Below are 15,391 nucleotides of genomic sequence, written 5' to 3' on the forward strand. Positions count from 1 at the left end.
AGAGGGGCCTCTGCGTGGCACCATCGAGAGGCCATGACTGCTCCCACGAAACCCCCGCACCCCACCGCCGCCTTGTCCACCCTCTCCAGCACCCCCTCCGGCCCGGCCCTCGGAGGGAACCTGCACTCCCCCGTCATCGACTGGTTCGGCGAACACGCCCGTGACCTGCCGTGGCGGCGCCCCGAGGCCGGGGCGTGGGGGGTGATGGTCAGCGAGTTCATGCTGCAGCAGACGCCGGTGAGCCGTGTGCTGCCCGTCTACGAACAGTGGCTGGAGCGCTGGCCGCGCCCGGCCGACCTGGCCAGGGAGGCGCCCGGCGAGGCCGTCCGTGCCTGGGGGCGGCTCGGTTACCCCCGCCGCGCTCTGCGGCTGCACGGCGCCGCCGTCGCCATAACGGAACGGCACGGCGGTGACGTACCGGCCGACCACGCCCAGCTGCTGGCGCTGCCCGGCATCGGCGAGTACACGGCCGCCGCCGTCGCGTCCTTCGCCTACGGGCAGCGGCACCCGGTGCTGGACACCAACGTGCGCCGGGTCTTCGCCCGCGCGGTCACCGGCGTGCAGTACCCGCCGAACGCCACCACCGCCGCCGAGCGCAGGCTGGCCCGCGCGCTGCTGCCCGAGGACGAGCCGACCGCCGCCCGCTGGGCTGCCGCCTCCATGGAGCTGGGCGCGCTGGTGTGCACGGCGAAGAGCGAGTCGTGCCACCGTTGCCCGATCGCCGCGCAGTGCGCGTGGCGGCTGGCGGGCAAGCCGGAGCACGACGGTCCGCCGCGCAAGGGGCAGACCTACGCGGGCACCGACCGTCAGGTGCGCGGGCGGCTGCTCGCCGTGCTGCGGGAGGCCCCCGGGCCCGTCCCGCAGGCGGCCCTGGACCGGGTGTGGCACGAGCCGGTGCAGCGGGCCCGCGCCCTCGACGGTCTCGTCGCCGACGGTCTGGTGGAGCCGCTGGCGGGCGGTTCCTACCGGCTGCCGCTCACCTGACGTACAGACACGTCACAGCCGCGGATCGTCGCGCGTAACGGAGACGGGGTGGACAAATCACCCCTAATCCGCCTCAACACCCCCACCGCCCTGCCTCGTTCGGACTTCCGTTACACAACCGACGGACAGCCGAGCGCTGGCCGCAGGCTGCTTCGGACAGCGCCGTGACAACGCCTCCGTACCTTCAGATGCGTTCCCGGAAGACACGGGACGACTGAGGACCACAGGCAGTGCACGGGCGGCGGGAGCCGGCCCGAAACGGGGAAACGGGAGGCGGTTCACCATGGCGCAGGGCGAGGTGCTCGAGTTCGAGGAGTACGTCCGCACCCGGCAGGACGCGCTGCTGCGCAGTGCCCGCCGCCTGGTCCCGGACCCGACGGACGCGCAGGACCTGCTGCAGACGGCGCTGGTACGGACGTACGGCCGGTGGGAGACCATCGAGGACAAGCGGCTGGCCGACGCCTATCTGCGCCGGGTGATGATCAACACCCGCACGGAGTGGTGGCGGGCGCGGAAGCTGGAGGAGGTCCCGACCGAGCAGCTCCCGGACGCCTCGGTCGACGACGCCACCGAGCAGCACGCGGACCGCGCTCTGCTCATGGACATCCTGAAGGTCCTCGCCCCGAAGCAGCGCAGTGTCGTGGTGCTGCGACACTGGGAGCAGATGTCCACGGAGGAGACGGCCGCCGCCCTCGGCATGTCGGCCGGAACGGTCAAGAGCACGCTGCACCGGGCGCTCGCCCGGCTCCGCGAGGAGCTGGAGTCCCGCGACCTGGACGCACGCGCGCTGGAGCGTGAGGAGCGGGAGCGGTGCGCGGCCTGACCGGCGAGGGTTCTGCACGGACCCGGGGCAGTATCCAGGCGGTGAGCACGGCCCTGGCCGTGCCCACCGCCATCGCCCTTTTGGTGTCCGGGTGCGGTGCCGGCGGCACCGGCGCCCGTGACGAGGGCCCGGCGCACGCCGACTCGGTGGCGGGCGCCGCCGCGACGCCGTCCGCCGCACCGTCGAAGTCGCCCGACGCCGTGAACGCGGTCAAGCTCGTCAAGGACGACCCGAAGGTCGCGCCCGAGGTGAAGCGCGAGCTGAAGCCGTGCGTGGCCAACGAGTACCCGGTCGACGTCTCCTACGGCAATCTGACCGGAGGCTCCGCGGACGACGTCGTCGTCAACGTGCTGACCTGCGGTGACGCGGTGGGCGTCGGCAGTTACGTGTACCGCGAGCAGGGCGGCGCGTACGAGAACGTGTTCACGTCCGAGGAGCCGCCGGTCTACGCGGAGATCGACCGCGGCGACCTGGTGGTGACCAAGCAGGTGTACGACAAGGGTGACCCGGTGTCGAGCCCGTCCGGGGAGAACGTGATCACGTACAGATGGACCTCCGGCCGCTTCGCCGAGAAGTACCGCACGCACAACGACTACGGGAAGGTCGCCGGCGACAGCGCGACGCCGGTGCCGTCGAGCTGACGCGGGCGGGGGCCGCGTGAACCGATCGGGGCACGTGGGCCGATCCTTGGGTGAACGCATCACGGGGACCGTGCGTCCCACCAGTAGAACGCATCCTCAACAACCGAACGCGCGTCCCTAATGTGGAACGCACCCCCACGAACCACAGAGGACAGAGAGCACCGGGATGGCAGACCAGACCCACGTCCTGTTCGTCGAGGACGACGACGTCATCCGTGAGGCCACGCAGCTCGCCCTGGAACGGGACGGCTTCGTGGTCACCGCCATGCCCGACGGGCTGTCGGGTCTGGAGGCGTTCCGGGCGGACCGCCCCGACATCGCGCTGCTCGACGTCATGGTGCCCGGCCTCGACGGGGTCAGCCTGTGCCGACGGATCCGGGACGAGTCGACCGTACCGGTGATCATGCTGTCGGCCCGGGCCGACTCCATCGACGTCGTGCTGGGCCTGGAGGCGGGCGCCGACGACTATGTGACCAAGCCGTTCGACGGTGCCGTCCTGGTCGCCCGGATCCGCGCGGTGCTGCGCCGCTTCGGGCACGCGGGCGGCGGCCGCAGCGAGGAGCCGGCCGCCCCGGCGAGCGGCGGAATCCTGGCCTTCGGGGACCTGGAGGTCGACACCGAGGGCATGGAGGTCCGGCGCGCCGGGCAGCCGGTGGCGCTGACGCCGACCGAGATGCGGCTGCTGCTGGAGTTCTCCTCCGCTCCGGGCACGGTGCTCTCCCGCGACAAGCTGCTGGAACGGGTGTGGGACTACGGCTGGGGCGGGGACACCCGCGTCGTCGACGTGCATGTGCAGCGGTTGCGGCAGAAGATCGGCCAGGACCGGATCGAGACGGTCCGTGGCTTCGGCTACAAGTTGAAGGCCTGAGCAGGGGCAGGGGTATGAGGGGGCACTTCCGGCGCCTGGTCGCCGCGGGCTTGGAGCGTGCGGGCATCCGCACGGGCCTCAGATGGAAGCTGAGCGCCGCCATCGCCCTGGTGGGCGCGCTGGTGGCGATCGCGCTGAGCCTCGTGGTGCACAACGCCGCCCGGGTCTCGATGCTGGACAACGCGCGCGATCTCGCCGACGAACGGATCATGATCGCCCAGCGCAACTTCGAGTTGTCCGGGCGGATGAACTTCCCCAACACCAAGATCAACGACCCGGATCTGCCGCATGCGCTGCGGGAGCGGGTCGAGGCGGGCCGGCGGGCGACGTACGTGGCGGACCGGCCGGGTGACGTGCCCGACATATGGGCCGCCGTGCCGCTGAAGAACGGGCAGGTGATGTCGCTGCACTCGGGCTTCACCGACCGCAGCTCGGACATCCTCCAGGACCTCGACCAGGCCCTGCTCATCGGGTCCATCGCGGTCGTCCTCGGCGGCAGCGCGCTCGGGGTGCTGATCGGCGGGCATCTCTCGCGGCGGCTGCGCAAGGCCGCCATCGCGGCCGGCCAGCTCGCCGGCGGCGAGACGGACGTGCGCGTGCGGGACGCCATGGGCGGGGTCGTGCGGGACGAGACCGACGACCTGGCCAGCGCGGTGGACGCCATGGCGGACGCGCTGCGGCAGCGCATCGAGGCCGAGCGGCGGGTCACCGCCGACATCGCGCACGAGCTGCGCACCCCGGTGACCGGGCTGCTGACCGCCGCGGAACTGCTGCCGCCCGGGCGCCCCACCGAGCTGGTGCTGGACCGGGCGAAGGCCATGCGCACGCTGGTCGAGGACGTGCTGGAGGTGGCCCGGCTGGACGGGGCCTCCGAGCGGGCGGAGCTGCAGGACCTCATGCTGGGGGAGTTCGTCGCCCGGCGGGTGGCGGCCAAGGATCCCGCCATCGAGGTGCGCATCGTGCACGAGTCGGAGGTGACCACCGACCCGCGCCGCCTGGAGCGCGTCCTGTTCAACCTCCTGGCCAACGCGGCCCGGCACGGCAAGCCGCCCATCGAGGTCAGCGTCGAGGGCCGGGTCATCCGGGTGCGCGACCACGGCCCCGGCTTTCCCGAGGACCTGCTCGCCGAGGGGCCGAGCCGCTTCCGCACGGGCAGCAAGGACCGGGCCGGGCAGGGCCACGGACTCGGTCTGACCATCGCCGCCGGGCAGGCCCGGGTGATGGGCGCCCGGCTGACCTTCCGCAACATCCGCACCCCCGGGACACCGGAGCATCTGCCGGCCGAGGGCGCGGTCGCCGTGCTGTGGCTGCCGGAGCACGCGCCGACGAACACCGGGAGCTATCCGATGCTGCCGGGCTCGTGAGTCTTCCGGGCCTTCGGGGCCGGCCGCACCGACGTGGTCAGCAGGACCAGTCCTGGTCCATATCGAGGCCGCCCTGGCGGGGCTGGGTGAACGAGAACCAGTTGCCGGAGTCGTCGCGGAACAGCGCCTCCGTGCCGTAAGGGCGCTCCTGCGGCTCCTGGAGGAACTCAACGCCCTTGTCCTTGAGCTTCTTGTAGTCGCCGTGGATGTCGTCGGTGGTCAGCACGCCCGCGCCGAGCGCGCCCTTCGTCACCAGTTTGCGGAGCATCTCGGCGGACTCGGGGTCCATCGCGGGTCCGCCGGGCACCATCAGCGTCAGCTCGACGTCGGGCTGGTTCGGCGAGCCGACCGTGAGCCAGCGCATGCCGCCCTCGCCCATGGTCATGTCCGTACGCACCTCCAGGCCCAGTTTCTCCGTGTAGAACTCCTTGGCCCGGTCCTGGTCGAGGACCCAGACGGTCGAGATGGCGAGTCCCTTGATCATGGCGTGCTCCTGCTCTGGCGCTGCGGCCGGTGGTGCCTGCCCTGCCACGGTAGGCAGCGGGGGTGTCAGCCCGCTTCTCCGGAATTGCGGTGCTCGCCGGCGCCGGGCGCGGGACGGAAACCACCGGCCCAGAGCATGGCGTAGCAGCCGGGTATGAGGGCGGCTCCCCGGCCCACGTGCTTCGTCCGGTACTCGCTGGGGGTGAGACCCGTCCAGGTCTTGAAGCGCGCCGAGAACGTGCCGACGCTGCTGAAGCCGACCAGGTGGCAGATCTCCGTCACCGACAGGTTCGCCGTGCGCAGCAGGTCCTCGGCGCGGTCTATCCGGCGGTGCGTGAGGTACTGGCCGGGGGTCTCGCCGTACGCCTCCTTGAAGGCGCGGATGAAGTGGTAGCGCGAGTACCCGGCGTGGGCGGCGACGGTGTCCAGGTCGAGGTCAGGGTCCGCCCAGTCCCGGTCCATGACGTCCTTGGCGAGCCGCATCCGCCGCGTCCTGTCCATGGGGTCGATGGTGGCACGGGGGTCTGACAGCGGCCCCGCCGGCGGCCGGGCATCTCGCGGCCGGGCATGACGAGGCCCCCGGGCGGACACTCCCGGGGGCCTCGTACGGTGCGGTCAGACGGCCTCGACCATGGGCGGCTGCGCCGCCGGGGTGTCCGGCTTGCCGTCCTCCTTGGGTCCCGCTCCCTTCAGCGGCACCTCCTTGACGAACACGGCCGCCACGAGGGCGACCACCGCCACCACGGCCCCGAGCAGGAACGCCGAGTGCGTGCCGGCGGAGACCGCGTGCTGGTACGCCTCCCGGACCAGCACCGGCAGCTTCTGCATACTCTTCCAGTCGAGCTGCGCCGACTGCTCGGTCACCTTGGAGCCCAGCGCCCCGGCCCGCTCGCTCATGACGTCCTGGACACGGTTGTTGAACAGCGCGCCCATGATCGCGACACCGAAGGAGGAGCCGAGGGTGCGGAAGAGCGTGGTGGAGGAGGACGCGACGCCCATGTCCTTCATCTCCACGCTGTTCTGGGCGACCAGCATGGTGATCTGCATCAGGCAGCCCATGCCGAGCCCGACCACGGCCATGAAGATGCCGGACGTCAGACGGGAGGTGCCGGTGTCCATCGTGGACAGCAGGTACAGCCCGACGATCATCAGCGCGCTGCCGAGGACCGGGAAGACCTTGTACTTGCCGGTGCTCGTGGTCACCCGCCCGGCGACCATCGAGGTCACCAGCATCGCGCCGAGCATCGGCAGGAGCAGCAGCCCGGAGTTGGTCGCGGAAGCGCCCTGCACGGACTGCTGGTACAGCGGCAGGAAGAGCGTGGCACCGAACATCACGAAGCCGGTGATGAAGCCGATGACCGACATCAGCGTGAAGTTCAGGCTGCGGAAGATGTGCAGCGGGACCACCGGCTCCGCGGCCCGGGTCTGCCAGAACACGAACCCGACCAGCGCGGCGACCCCGATGCCGATCAGCTCCATGATCCGCGCGGAGCTCCACGCGTACTCCGTGCCTCCCCACGTCGTCACCAGCACGATCGCGGTGATGCCGACGGTCAGCAGCGCGGCGCCCAGGTAGTCGATCCGCGCCTTGGAACGCTTCCTCGGCAGGTGCAGCACGGCACTGACGGCGATCAGCGCGACCACGCCGAGCGGCAGGTTGATGTAGAAGGCCCAGCGCCAGCCCCAGTTGTCGGTGATCGTGCCGCCGACCAGCGGGCCTCCGATCATCGCCAGCGCCATGACACCGGCCATCATGCCCTGGTACTTGCCGCGCTCCCGGGGCGGGATCAGGTCACCGATGATCGCCATGACGCCGACCATCAGACCGCCGGCGCCGAGGCCCTGCACCGCGCGGAAGCCGATCAGCTCGCCCATGTTCTGGGCCATGCCGCTGAGCGCGGAGCCGATCAGGAAGATCACGATGGACGACAGGAACGTGCCCTTGCGTCCGTACATGTCGCCGAGCTTGCCCCAGAGCGGAGTGGAGGCCGCGGTCGCGAGGGTGTAGGCGGTGACGACCCAGGAGAGGTGTTCGAGCCCGCCCAGCTCACCGACGATCGTCGGCATCGCGGTGCCGATGATCATGTTGTCGAGCATCGCGAGCATCATCGCGATCATCAGTGCGAGCAGCACGACCCGTACGCTCTTGGGCTGTTTCTCCTCGCCGGCGTCTGCCGCCGCTGTGTCCGTGTTGTCCGCCATCGCTTCCCACTCCCCCAGCTACCGCTACTTACTTGTCGACCGGCTAGTGACTACACTCGGAAGTTAGCCGCGGAACTAGCCGGGCGTCAAGTAAGTTTTATGGAAAGCGGACGGCGTAGGAGGATGGGCGGCACCATGGACGGCACCAGGCAGCGGCGCCGCGGGAACACCCGCCGGCGCATCCAGGACGTGGCCCTCGAACTCTTCGCGGAGCACGGCTACGAGAAGACCTCCCTGCGCGAGATCGCGGAGCGCCTGGAGGTCACCAAGGCGGCGCTCTACTACCACTTCAAGACGAAGGAAGAGATCCTCGTCAGCATCTTCGAGGACCTCACCCAGCCGATCGAGGACCTGATCGAGTGGGGCCGGCAGCAGCCGCACACCCTCGCGACCAAGCAGGAGATCATCCGCCGCTACGCCGACACGCTCGCCGGGGCGGCACCGCTGTTCCGCTTCATGCACGAGAACCAGGCGACCGTACGCGACCTGCGGATCGGCGAGTCCTTCAAGGAGCGCATCCACAACCTGCGCGACATCATCGTCGACCCGGACGCGGACCTGGTCGACCAGGTCCGCTGCGCCAGTGCGATCTTCACGCTGCACGCCGGCATGTTCCTGCTCCAGGACATGGGAGACGACCCCGAGGAGAAGAACAAAGCCGTCCTCGAGGTCGCCACGGACCTGGTGACCCAGGCCCACCGGGGAGCCGGAGGCTCCTGATCGGCCCGCGCGGTCAGACGGGTCAGACCGTCACGCCCTTGGCGCGCAGGAACTTCACCGGGTCGACCGCCGAGCCGTAGTTCGGGGTCGTGCGGATCTCGAAGTGCAGGTGCGGGCCGCTGGAGTTGCCGGTGTTGCCGGACTTGGCTATCTCCTGGCCGGTCTTGACGATCTGGCCGACGCGCACCTCGACCTTCGACAGGTGGGCGTACTGGGAGTACGTGCCGTTGCCGTGCTTGATGACGACGGCGTTGCCGTACGCGGGGCCGTCACCGGCGCCGTTGCCGCCGGCCTTGACCACGGTGCCGCCGTGGGTGGCGACGACCTGGGTACCGCTCGGCACGGCGAAGTCCTGGCCGCTGTGCTTGTGCGCCCACATGCCGCCGTTCTGGGCGAAGCTCGCGGAGAGCGTGTACTTCTTCACCGGGTCGACCCAGGACGGCTTGGCCTTCTTGGCCGCGGCCTTCTTCTCGGCCGCCTTCTTGGCGGCGGCGGCCTTGGCGGCCTTCTCGGCCTTCACGGCCTCGGCCTTCGCGACCTTGGCCTGGGCGGCGGCCTGCGCCTGGACGGCACTGGCGGCCCCGGACGCGGCCGTGGTGTCGGCGGCGGACGCGACCCCGGCTCCCAGTGCGACCGAGACACCAAGGCCGGCGGCCAGCACGGTCGCACGGGTGCGGAGCTGGGACGTACGGGAAGAACGGGACGTGACGCGCTGGGACATCGAAACCTCGTATGGAAGGGGACGGAGAAAACCACCCGGCGCACAACCGCTCGCCGTGTGGCCATCCCTTGGTAACCCGAGGTCCGACAAACGCCCAAAAACGTGATCTACGACGCTAGTTAGTAATTTGGTTCAGTGTTCTACGTCTCTTGACAGAGCAGTCATTCGGGACGAATCAGGACACTAGCCAGCACTTTCACTCGCATCAGGGGGAAAGAATCCCTTTTCTCCCGGTCCGTTATCCACTATTCCAGCTAGTAACGGACATATCGCCTGTGCGCCATGTCACCGGGGACCCTCTCCGGCCATTCAGAAAATGTGGCGCAGGCCTCTAGGCGCCTACCGTCCGGTAACCCTACGGTTCCCTTCACGCCACCCTCGAGCACGAGCATGCACACGACATGTTGGCAGCGTCACGGACGTGAGAGGACCCCCACGACATGCAGACCCGACGCCCCTGGTTGCGCCGCGCATCAGTGACCGCCGTCTCGGCGGCAGCCCTCGTGGCGATGGCCGCACCGGCCGACGCCGCGACCGCCGCACGGGCCTCCACGGCCACCGCCACGGCCACGGCCGCGGACGTCGACTACGGCACCTGGCAGAAGGACTGCCAGGCCGTGATGGCCCAGGCGCTGCCCTATCTGAAGCAGCGGATCGCGGCCACGAAGCCGGGCGAGAAGCAGGCGATCGTCTTCGACATCGACAACACGGCACTGGAGACGGACTTCGGCTTCGCCTATCCGCAACCGGCCAACAAGCCGGTCCTGGAGGCCGCCAGATACGCACAGGAGCGCGGCGTCGCCCTGTTCTTCGTGACGGCCCGGCCGGACATCATCGCCTCGTTCACCCAGTACAACCTGAAGCAGACCGGCTACCAGGTCTCCGGACTCTACGTCCGCAACTTCATCGATCTCTTCAAGAACGTCGCCGACTACAAGACGGCCCAGCGCGTCGACGTCGAGAAGAAGGGCTACACGATCATCGCGAACATCGGCAACAGCGCCACCGACCTGTCGGGCGGCCACGCCGAGAGGACGTTCAAGCTGCCGGACTACGACGGGCAGCTGTCCTAGGGCCTGTCGTTCGGATCAGCCCGCAGGCATGCGAGAGGGGCCGGTGCTGTTCAGCACCGGCCCCTCTCCGTGGGTCGTTACGCTCAGGCGTCCTTGCTCAGGTTCGGGCCAGTGCCACCGGCCGCCTGCTCGATCGGCGGGACGTCCGGAAGAGCCGCCTTCTCCTCGCCGCGGAAGGTGAAGGTCTTGGTCTCACCCTCGCCCTCCGTGTCGACGACCACGATGTGACCGGGGCGCAGCTCGCCGAAGAGGATCTTCTCCGACAGCGAGTCCTCGATCTCGCGCTGGATGGTGCGACGCAGCGGACGCGCGCCCAGCACGGGGTCGTAGCCCTTCTTGGACAGCAGTTCCTTGGCGGACTGGGAGAGCTCGATGCCCATGTCCCGGTCCTTCAGGCGCTCGTCCACCTTGTCGATCATCAGGTCGACGATCTTGAGGATGTCGTCCTGGCTGAGCTGCGGGAAGACGACCACGTCGTCGACGCGGTTGAGGAACTCGGGCCGGAAGTGCTGCTTGAGCTCGTCCGAGACCTTGTTCTTCATGCGCTCGTAGTTGGACTTCGTGTCGCCCTGGGCGGCGAAGCCCAGGTTGAAGCCCTTGGAGATGTCCCGGGTGCCGAGGTTGGTCGTCATGATGATGACCGTGTTCTTGAAGTCCACGACCCGGCCCTGGGAGTCGGTCAGGCGACCGTCCTCCAGGATCTGCAGCAGCGAGTTGAAGATGTCCGGGTGGGCCTTCTCGACCTCGTCGAACAGGACGACCGAGAACGGCTTGCGGCGGACCTTCTCGGTGAGCTGGCCGCCCTCCTCGTAGCCCACGTAGCCGGGGGGCGAACCGAAGAGGCGCGAGACCGTGTGCTTCTCGCTGAACTCCGACATGTCGAGGGAGATCAGCGCGTCCTCGTCGCCGAAGAGGAACTCGGCGAGCGCCTTGGACAGCTCGGTCTTACCGACACCGGACGGGCCGGCGAAGATGAACGAGCCACCGGGGCGCTTCGGGTCCTTCAGACCGGCACGCGTACGGCGGATCGCCTTCGACAGCGCCTTGACGGCGTCGTTCTGGCCGATGACCCGCTTGTGGAGCTCGTCCTCCATGCGCAGCAGACGCGAGGACTCCTCCTCGGTCAGCTTGAAGACCGGGATGCCGGTGGCGGTCGCGAGGACCTCGGCGATCAGCTCGCCGTCGACCTCGGCGACGACGTCCATGTCGCCGGCCTTCCACTCCTTCTCCCGCTTGGCCTTGGCGGCGAGGAGCTGCTTCTCCTTGTCGCGCAGGGAGGCGGCCTTCTCGAAGTCCTGCGAGTCGATCGCGGACTCCTTGTCGCGGCGGACGCCGGCGATCTTCTCGTCGAACTCGCGCAGGTCCGGCGGCGCGGTCATCCGGCGGATGCGCATCCGGGAACCGGCCTCGTCGATCAGGTCGATCGCCTTGTCCGGCAGGAAGCGGTCCGAGATGTACCGGTCGGCCAGCGTGGCGGCCTGGACCAGCGCCTCGTCCGTGATGGAGACGCGGTGGTGGGCCTCGTACCGGTCGCGCAGACCCTTGAGGATCTCGATCGTGTGCGGCAGGGACGGCTCCGCGACCTGGATGGGCTGGAAGCGGCGCTCCAGGGCGGCGTCCTTCTCCAGGTGCTTGCGGTACTCGTCCAGCGTGGTCGCACCGATGGTCTGCAGCTCACCGCGGGCCAGCATCGGCTTCAGGATGGAAGCCGCGTCGATGGCGCCCTCGGCGGCACCCGCACCGACCAGCGTGTGCAGCTCGTCGATGAACAGGATGATGTCGCCGCGGGTGCGGATCTCCTTGAGCACCTTCTTCAGGCGCTCCTCGAAGTCACCGCGGTAGCGGGAGCCGGCGACCAGCGCGCCGAGGTCCAGGGTGTAGAGGTGCTTGTCCTTGAGGGTCTCGGGCACCTCGCCCTTGACGATGGCCTGGGCGAGGCCCTCGACGACGGCGGTCTTGCCGACGCCGGGCTCACCGATCAGGACCGGGTTGTTCTTCGTACGGCGGGACAGCACCTGCATGACCCGCTCGATCTCCTTCTCGCGCCCGATGACCGGGTCGAGCTTGGACTCACGAGCGGCCTGGGTGAGGTTCCGGCCGAACTGGTCGAGGACCAGGGACGTGGAGGGCGTGCCCTCGGCAGGACCGCCGGCGGCGGCGGTCTCCTTGCCCTGGTAACCGGAGAGCAGCTGGATGACCTGCTGCCGCACCCGGTTGAGATCTGCGCCCAGCTTCACGAGGACCTGGGCAGCGACGCCCTCGCCCTCGCGGATCAGGCCGAGCAGGATGTGCTCCGTGCCGATGTAGTTGTGGCCCAGCTGAAGGGCCTCGCGGAGCGACAGCTCCAGGACCTTCTTGGCACGGGGGGTGAAGGGGATGTGGCCGGACGGGGCCTGCTGGCCCTGGCCGATGATCTCCTCCACCTGCTGGCGGACCGCCTCGAGCGAAATCCCGAGGCTCTCAAGGGCCTTGGCGGCGACACCTTCACCCTCGTGGATCAGGCCCAGGAGGATGTGCTCAGTGCCGATGTAGTTGTGGTTGAGCATCCGGGCTTCTTCCTGAGCCAGGACGACAACCCGCCGCGCGCGGTCGGTGAACCTCTCGAACATCGTTAATCGCTCCTCAGAGCGGTCAGGCAGTGGGGGGAACTTCCCCTCCCTGTCCTTCCGCAGCTTAGTCCCGCAAGCGGGGACCGCTCATTCCAACTGCCGACACCGTCGATGGCCTCCTGACCCGTGACGCCGACATCTGCTCCAACCCGATGGTGCGAGACGATGTTCCCGCAGGCCAGGCGTATACCCCACTCGCCAGTACGCCGATGGCGAACGTGAGACGTCCTTTTCTGCGTGTCGCCCCCTCCCACTAGGGATGTCTTACCCGCGGGGACCGGAAGTCCATGCCGAGCGCCCCCGTTCCCTCCGCTACGGGCGAACAACCTTGCGCCTCCCCGCACCCCTTTCGCGCCCCCGATTCGCCACCGTGTGCACACACGACACCACCCAGCGTAACCTCGGGGTGCTTCCGGCTGTTGCACTTGGCATGTTCGGCGCCCCTCAGCCCGTGATCGCATCTTCGACCCCGCTCGTTCCGCTCCCCCGCCGGCCGCTGGACCCGGTCGGCACCAGCGGTCAGGTCCGGCGGTGGTACGAGAACGAACTTCAGTGGCCGACGGTGCCCGGTGATCCCCTGCGGCTGCTGGTGGGGGTGCGCTACGACGTCCTGGACGTGCCGGCGCGGGCCGGGCATGCGGCGCTGCGCCGCCGGGCTCCGGGCTCTCCCGTCGCCCTGCACGGCGACCGGATGCTGTTCCTGGTGGCCGCGGGCAGCGCCGGGGAACTTCCCGGGCTGCTGGAGTGGCTGGAGTGGGGGCGCCTGCCGCTGGATCTGGCGGCGATCGGTGCGGGCGGCCGCATGGCGGCGCCGTCGCCCCCGGCGTCGCACGAGGAAAGGGCGGCGCTGCTCGCGCGCGAGCCGTGCGCGCCGGGCGCCGGGCGGGCGGATGCGGATGCCCTCTCGGCCTGCGGCGCGGACCCACCGTTCAGGGACGGGTCACCGCCCTGTGACCCTGGTCCTCCCGTCGACCGGCCGTCTTGGCCGGGCCGGGTCGGTTCCCAGGGGGCCGCCGTGTGGCTGCGGCCCCCCGAGCCGGGATGCGAGGTCGAGGCCTCGCTGCCGACGCTGTCGGCGCTGGGGGGCGCTGGGGACGCCCCCGATCTCGTGCGGCTGGTGAGCGCGGTGGCCACCCAGTGCCACCGAATCCGGCTGATGCGCGCGTGCGCCCAGCCGCCGGCCATGCGTGCGCAGGGTCGGTAGTGCCGCTGTTCAGCCGTTGGCCTTCTCGTAAGCCTCGCGGATGGTCGCGGGAACACGGCCGCGGTCGTTGACCTCGTAGCCGTTCTCCTTCGCCCAGGCGCGGATCGCCGCGGTGTCCTGGCTGCCGCTCGAAGCCGCGCGCGTCTTTCCGCGCCCGCCCGAAGCACGGCCTCCGGTACGACGACCGCCCTTCACGTAAGGCTCGAGAAGGCCACGGAGCTTGTCCGCATTGGACGTGGTGAGATCGATCTCGTACGTCTTGCCGTCCAGCGCGAACGTCACGGTCTCGTCCGCCTCGCCACCGTCGAGGTCGTCGACAAGAAGGACCTGAACCTTCTGTGCCACCGGATTTCCTTTCATCGATATCTTCAGGGCCCGGGGTGTGCCGGCGTCCGCCGTATCGCCGTCCCCTGTTATATGCAGTACTGCAGTACCTCGGAAAGCAAACCGCTTTTGCCGGAAAAACACAAACCCCCGGCAGAGACCGGGAGCCCGGGCTCGGTCCGGAAACGTGCGCGTTTCGGACATAGGGCACCGGGGCAGGGCGGCCCTGCGGAATATGCCTTGACGAACCCGCCCGGCCCTCTTGCGACCGGCTAGTGCCCGACGATCACAGATGCAGAAGCATCCGGCTGTTGCCCAAGGTGTTCGGTTTCACTCGTTCGAGTCCCAGGAACTCCGCGACGCCCTCGTCATAGGAACGCAGCAGCTCCGCGTAGACATCCGTGTCGACGGGTGTCTCGCCGATCTCCACGAAGCCGTGCTTGGTGAAGAAGTCGACTTCGAAGGTCAGACAGAAAACGCGGCGAACACCGAGCCAGCGGGCGGTCTGGAGCAACTTCTCCAGCACCCGGTGCCCGACGCCCGCGCCCTTCAGGCCGGGCTTCACCGCGAGAGTGCGGACTTCCGCGAGGTCTTCCCACATCACGTGCAGCGCACCGCAGCCGACGACCTCGGCGTTGTCGTCCCGTTCCGCGACCCAGAACTCCTGGATGTCCTCGTAAAGCGTCACCGTCGCTTTGTCGAGCAGGATGCGGCCGCGCACGTAGGCGTCGAGGAGGCCGCGCACGGCCGGGACATCGCTGGTGCGGGCCCGCCGGACGGTGATGGCTTTTGCGGTGGCTTCGGGGCTCTTCGCGGACATGGCGGGACGCTATCGCCCGCCGGGATCCTGAGCGGAGGCGGGGTTCTCCTCGGGGCCTTCCCCGCGTTCCGGCCGTTCGGCCCGTTCCGCGGATTCCGACGGTTCGGTCGGTTCCTGGGTTTCGGGGCCCTGCACGATCCGTACCGCATCACTGAGAGACCGCCGTTGTTCCTCGCTCATCATGCCGAAGAAGGCGACGAGAGCGGCGGCGGGGTTGTCGCTCTGCGACCAGGCGTCGTTCATGAGGGCGGCCGCGTAGGCGGCGCGGGTGGAGACCGCCTCATATCGATAGGCACGCCCTTCCGCCTCGCGGCGCACCCAGCCCTTCTGATGGAGATTGTCCAAAACGGTCATCACGGTGGTGTACGCGATGGACCGCTCCTTCTGAAGATCTTCCAGGACTTCTCGAACGGTCACCGGGCGGTTCCACTTCCACACCCGCGACATGACCGCGTCTTCGAGTTCTCCCAATGGGCGAGGCACAGCTCAGAACAATAGTGGGAGATCCCGGTAATGGCGTGGCGGACGTGCGCTTCACCGGCGAACGGGAACAAA

General features: G+C 69.2%; 16 protein-coding genes. 8 read left to right on the top strand and 8 right to left on the bottom strand.

What is annotated here, in order from left to right; all coding sequences use genetic code 11:
• Window positions 1–33: 33 nt before the first annotated feature.
• The 5 genes from ABTX60_RS22155 (at window position 34) to cseC (ending at window position 4,680) form a co-directional block, all read left to right on the top strand.
• Complete coding sequence (locus tag ABTX60_RS22155; protein ID WP_352098725.1) at window positions 34–984, top strand: HhH-GPD family protein; 951 nt, start codon at window positions 34–36, stop codon at window positions 982–984.
• Between the two features lie 283 nt (window positions 985–1,267).
• Window positions 1,268–1,807, top strand: a complete 540-nt coding sequence (locus ABTX60_RS22160; protein WP_030251439.1) for a SigE family RNA polymerase sigma factor — start codon at window positions 1,268–1,270, stop codon at window positions 1,805–1,807.
• Window positions 1,795–2,448, top strand: coding sequence for a hypothetical protein (locus ABTX60_RS22165; protein WP_352098726.1), 654 nt, complete (start codon window positions 1,795–1,797; stop codon window positions 2,446–2,448). Before ABTX60_RS22160 ends, ABTX60_RS22165 begins: the two co-directional genes overlap by 13 nt.
• A gap of 166 nt (window positions 2,449–2,614) precedes the next feature.
• Entirely contained in the window at window positions 2,615–3,316 is a 702-nt protein-coding gene (gene cseB, locus ABTX60_RS22170) for a two-component system response regulator CseB (RefSeq protein WP_352098727.1), read from the top strand.
• Between the two features lie 14 nt (window positions 3,317–3,330).
• Entirely contained in the window at window positions 3,331–4,680 is a 1,350-nt protein-coding gene (gene cseC / locus ABTX60_RS22175; RefSeq protein WP_352098728.1) for a two-component system sensor histidine kinase CseC, read from the top strand.
• Between the two features lie 37 nt (window positions 4,681–4,717).
• Here the strand turns inward: cseC and ABTX60_RS22180 are convergent, their stop codons facing one another.
• From ABTX60_RS22180 to ABTX60_RS22190, 3 genes are all read right to left on the bottom strand, one after another.
• Window positions 4,718–5,164 carry a VOC family protein gene (locus tag ABTX60_RS22180; RefSeq protein ID WP_352098729.1) on the bottom strand — a complete coding sequence of 149 codons (447 nt, stop codon included), beginning with the start codon at window positions 5,162–5,164 and terminating at the stop codon, window positions 4,718–4,720.
• A 65-nt stretch (window positions 5,165–5,229) separates the two neighbouring features.
• Window positions 5,230–5,664, bottom strand: a complete 435-nt coding sequence (locus ABTX60_RS22185) for a helix-turn-helix transcriptional regulator (protein WP_352098730.1) — start codon at window positions 5,662–5,664, stop codon at window positions 5,230–5,232.
• Between the two features lie 114 nt (window positions 5,665–5,778).
• Complete coding sequence (locus ABTX60_RS22190; RefSeq protein ID WP_352098731.1) at window positions 5,779–7,365, bottom strand: MDR family MFS transporter; 1,587 nt, start codon at window positions 7,363–7,365, stop codon at window positions 5,779–5,781.
• A gap of 123 nt (window positions 7,366–7,488) precedes the next feature.
• On the opposite strand from ABTX60_RS22190, the gene ABTX60_RS22195 reads away from it, so the two are divergent.
• Window positions 7,489–8,085, top strand: coding sequence for a TetR/AcrR family transcriptional regulator (locus ABTX60_RS22195; RefSeq protein WP_352098732.1), 597 nt, complete (start codon window positions 7,489–7,491; stop codon window positions 8,083–8,085).
• Window positions 8,086–8,107: 22 nt separating this feature from the next.
• Here ABTX60_RS22195 and ABTX60_RS22200 read toward each other — a convergent pair whose 3' ends face one another.
• Window positions 8,108–8,806: a M23 family metallopeptidase gene (locus ABTX60_RS22200; RefSeq protein ID WP_352098733.1), complete on the bottom strand. Its 699-nt coding sequence runs from the start codon at window positions 8,804–8,806 to the stop codon at window positions 8,108–8,110.
• A gap of 440 nt (window positions 8,807–9,246) precedes the next feature.
• Between ABTX60_RS22200 and ABTX60_RS22205 the strand changes: the two genes are divergently transcribed.
• A complete protein-coding gene (locus tag ABTX60_RS22205; protein WP_352098734.1) occupies window positions 9,247–9,879 on the top strand; it encodes an HAD family acid phosphatase in 633 nt (210 codons plus the stop codon).
• An 83-nt stretch (window positions 9,880–9,962) separates the two neighbouring features.
• Here the strand turns inward: ABTX60_RS22205 and ABTX60_RS22210 are convergent, their stop codons facing one another.
• The gene (locus tag ABTX60_RS22210; protein WP_033310344.1) at window positions 9,963–12,488 is read right to left on the bottom strand and encodes an ATP-dependent Clp protease ATP-binding subunit; all 2,526 of its coding nucleotides are present in this window, start codon (window positions 12,486–12,488) and stop codon (window positions 9,963–9,965) included.
• A 430-nt stretch (window positions 12,489–12,918) separates the two neighbouring features.
• On the opposite strand from ABTX60_RS22210, the gene ABTX60_RS22215 reads away from it, so the two are divergent.
• Window positions 12,919–13,692 carry an SCO3374 family protein gene (locus ABTX60_RS22215; RefSeq protein WP_352098735.1) on the top strand — a complete coding sequence of 258 codons (774 nt, stop codon included), beginning with the start codon at window positions 12,919–12,921 and terminating at the stop codon, window positions 13,690–13,692.
• A gap of 9 nt (window positions 13,693–13,701) precedes the next feature.
• On the opposite strand, the gene ABTX60_RS22220 is transcribed toward ABTX60_RS22215, so the two are convergent.
• The 3 genes from ABTX60_RS22220 to ABTX60_RS22230 form a co-directional block, all read right to left on the bottom strand.
• On the bottom strand, window positions 13,702–14,037 hold the full coding sequence (locus ABTX60_RS22220) for a histone-like nucleoid-structuring protein Lsr2 (RefSeq protein WP_352098736.1): 336 nt from the start codon (window positions 14,035–14,037) through the stop codon (window positions 13,702–13,704).
• A 265-nt stretch (window positions 14,038–14,302) separates the two neighbouring features.
• Entirely contained in the window at window positions 14,303–14,836 is a 534-nt protein-coding gene (locus tag ABTX60_RS22225) for an amino-acid N-acetyltransferase (RefSeq protein WP_031111859.1), read from the bottom strand.
• Window positions 14,837–14,845: 9 nt separating this feature from the next.
• Complete coding sequence (locus ABTX60_RS22230; RefSeq protein ID WP_502992369.1) at window positions 14,846–15,283, bottom strand: BlaI/MecI/CopY family transcriptional regulator; 438 nt, start codon at window positions 15,281–15,283, stop codon at window positions 14,846–14,848.
• Window positions 15,284–15,391 lie beyond the last annotated feature (108 nt).

Origin of the sequence: Streptomyces sp. NPDC126510 (assembly GCF_040302345.1) — a bacterium.
GTDB lineage: Bacteria > Actinomycetota > Actinomycetes > Streptomycetales > Streptomycetaceae > Streptomyces.

Excerpts from the sequence above, each read along its gene's own strand:
- ABTX60_RS22190 (WP_352098731.1), bottom strand. The coding sequence starts at position 7,365 with ATGGCGGACAACACGGACACAGCGGCGGCAGACGCCGGCGAGGAGAAA.
- ABTX60_RS22215 (WP_352098735.1), top strand. The coding sequence starts at position 12,919 with ATGTTCGGCGCCCCTCAGCCCGTGATCGCATCTTCGACCCCGCTCGTT.
- ABTX60_RS22205 (WP_352098734.1), top strand. The coding sequence starts at position 9,247 with ATGCAGACCCGACGCCCCTGGTTGCGCCGCGCATCAGTGACCGCCGTC.
- ABTX60_RS22225 (WP_031111859.1), bottom strand. The coding sequence starts at position 14,836 with ATGTCCGCGAAGAGCCCCGAAGCCACCGCAAAAGCCATCACCGTCCGG.
- ABTX60_RS22230 (WP_502992369.1), bottom strand. The coding sequence starts at position 15,283 with ATGTCGCGGGTGTGGAAGTGGAACCGCCCGGTGACCGTTCGAGAAGTC.
- ABTX60_RS22210 (WP_033310344.1), bottom strand. The coding sequence starts at position 12,488 with ATGTTCGAGAGGTTCACCGACCGCGCGCGGCGGGTTGTCGTCCTGGCT.
- ABTX60_RS22200 (WP_352098733.1), bottom strand. The coding sequence starts at position 8,806 with ATGTCCCAGCGCGTCACGTCCCGTTCTTCCCGTACGTCCCAGCTCCGC.
- cseC (WP_352098728.1), top strand. The coding sequence starts at position 3,331 with ATGAGGGGGCACTTCCGGCGCCTGGTCGCCGCGGGCTTGGAGCGTGCG.
- cseB (WP_352098727.1), top strand. The coding sequence starts at position 2,615 with ATGGCAGACCAGACCCACGTCCTGTTCGTCGAGGACGACGACGTCATC.
- ABTX60_RS22180 (WP_352098729.1), bottom strand. The coding sequence starts at position 5,164 with ATGATCAAGGGACTCGCCATCTCGACCGTCTGGGTCCTCGACCAGGAC.
- ABTX60_RS22160 (WP_030251439.1), top strand. The coding sequence starts at position 1,268 with ATGGCGCAGGGCGAGGTGCTCGAGTTCGAGGAGTACGTCCGCACCCGG.
- ABTX60_RS22185 (WP_352098730.1), bottom strand. The coding sequence starts at position 5,664 with ATGGACAGGACGCGGCGGATGCGGCTCGCCAAGGACGTCATGGACCGG.
- ABTX60_RS22195 (WP_352098732.1), top strand. The coding sequence starts at position 7,489 with ATGGGCGGCACCATGGACGGCACCAGGCAGCGGCGCCGCGGGAACACC.
- ABTX60_RS22155 (WP_352098725.1), top strand. The coding sequence starts at position 34 with ATGACTGCTCCCACGAAACCCCCGCACCCCACCGCCGCCTTGTCCACC.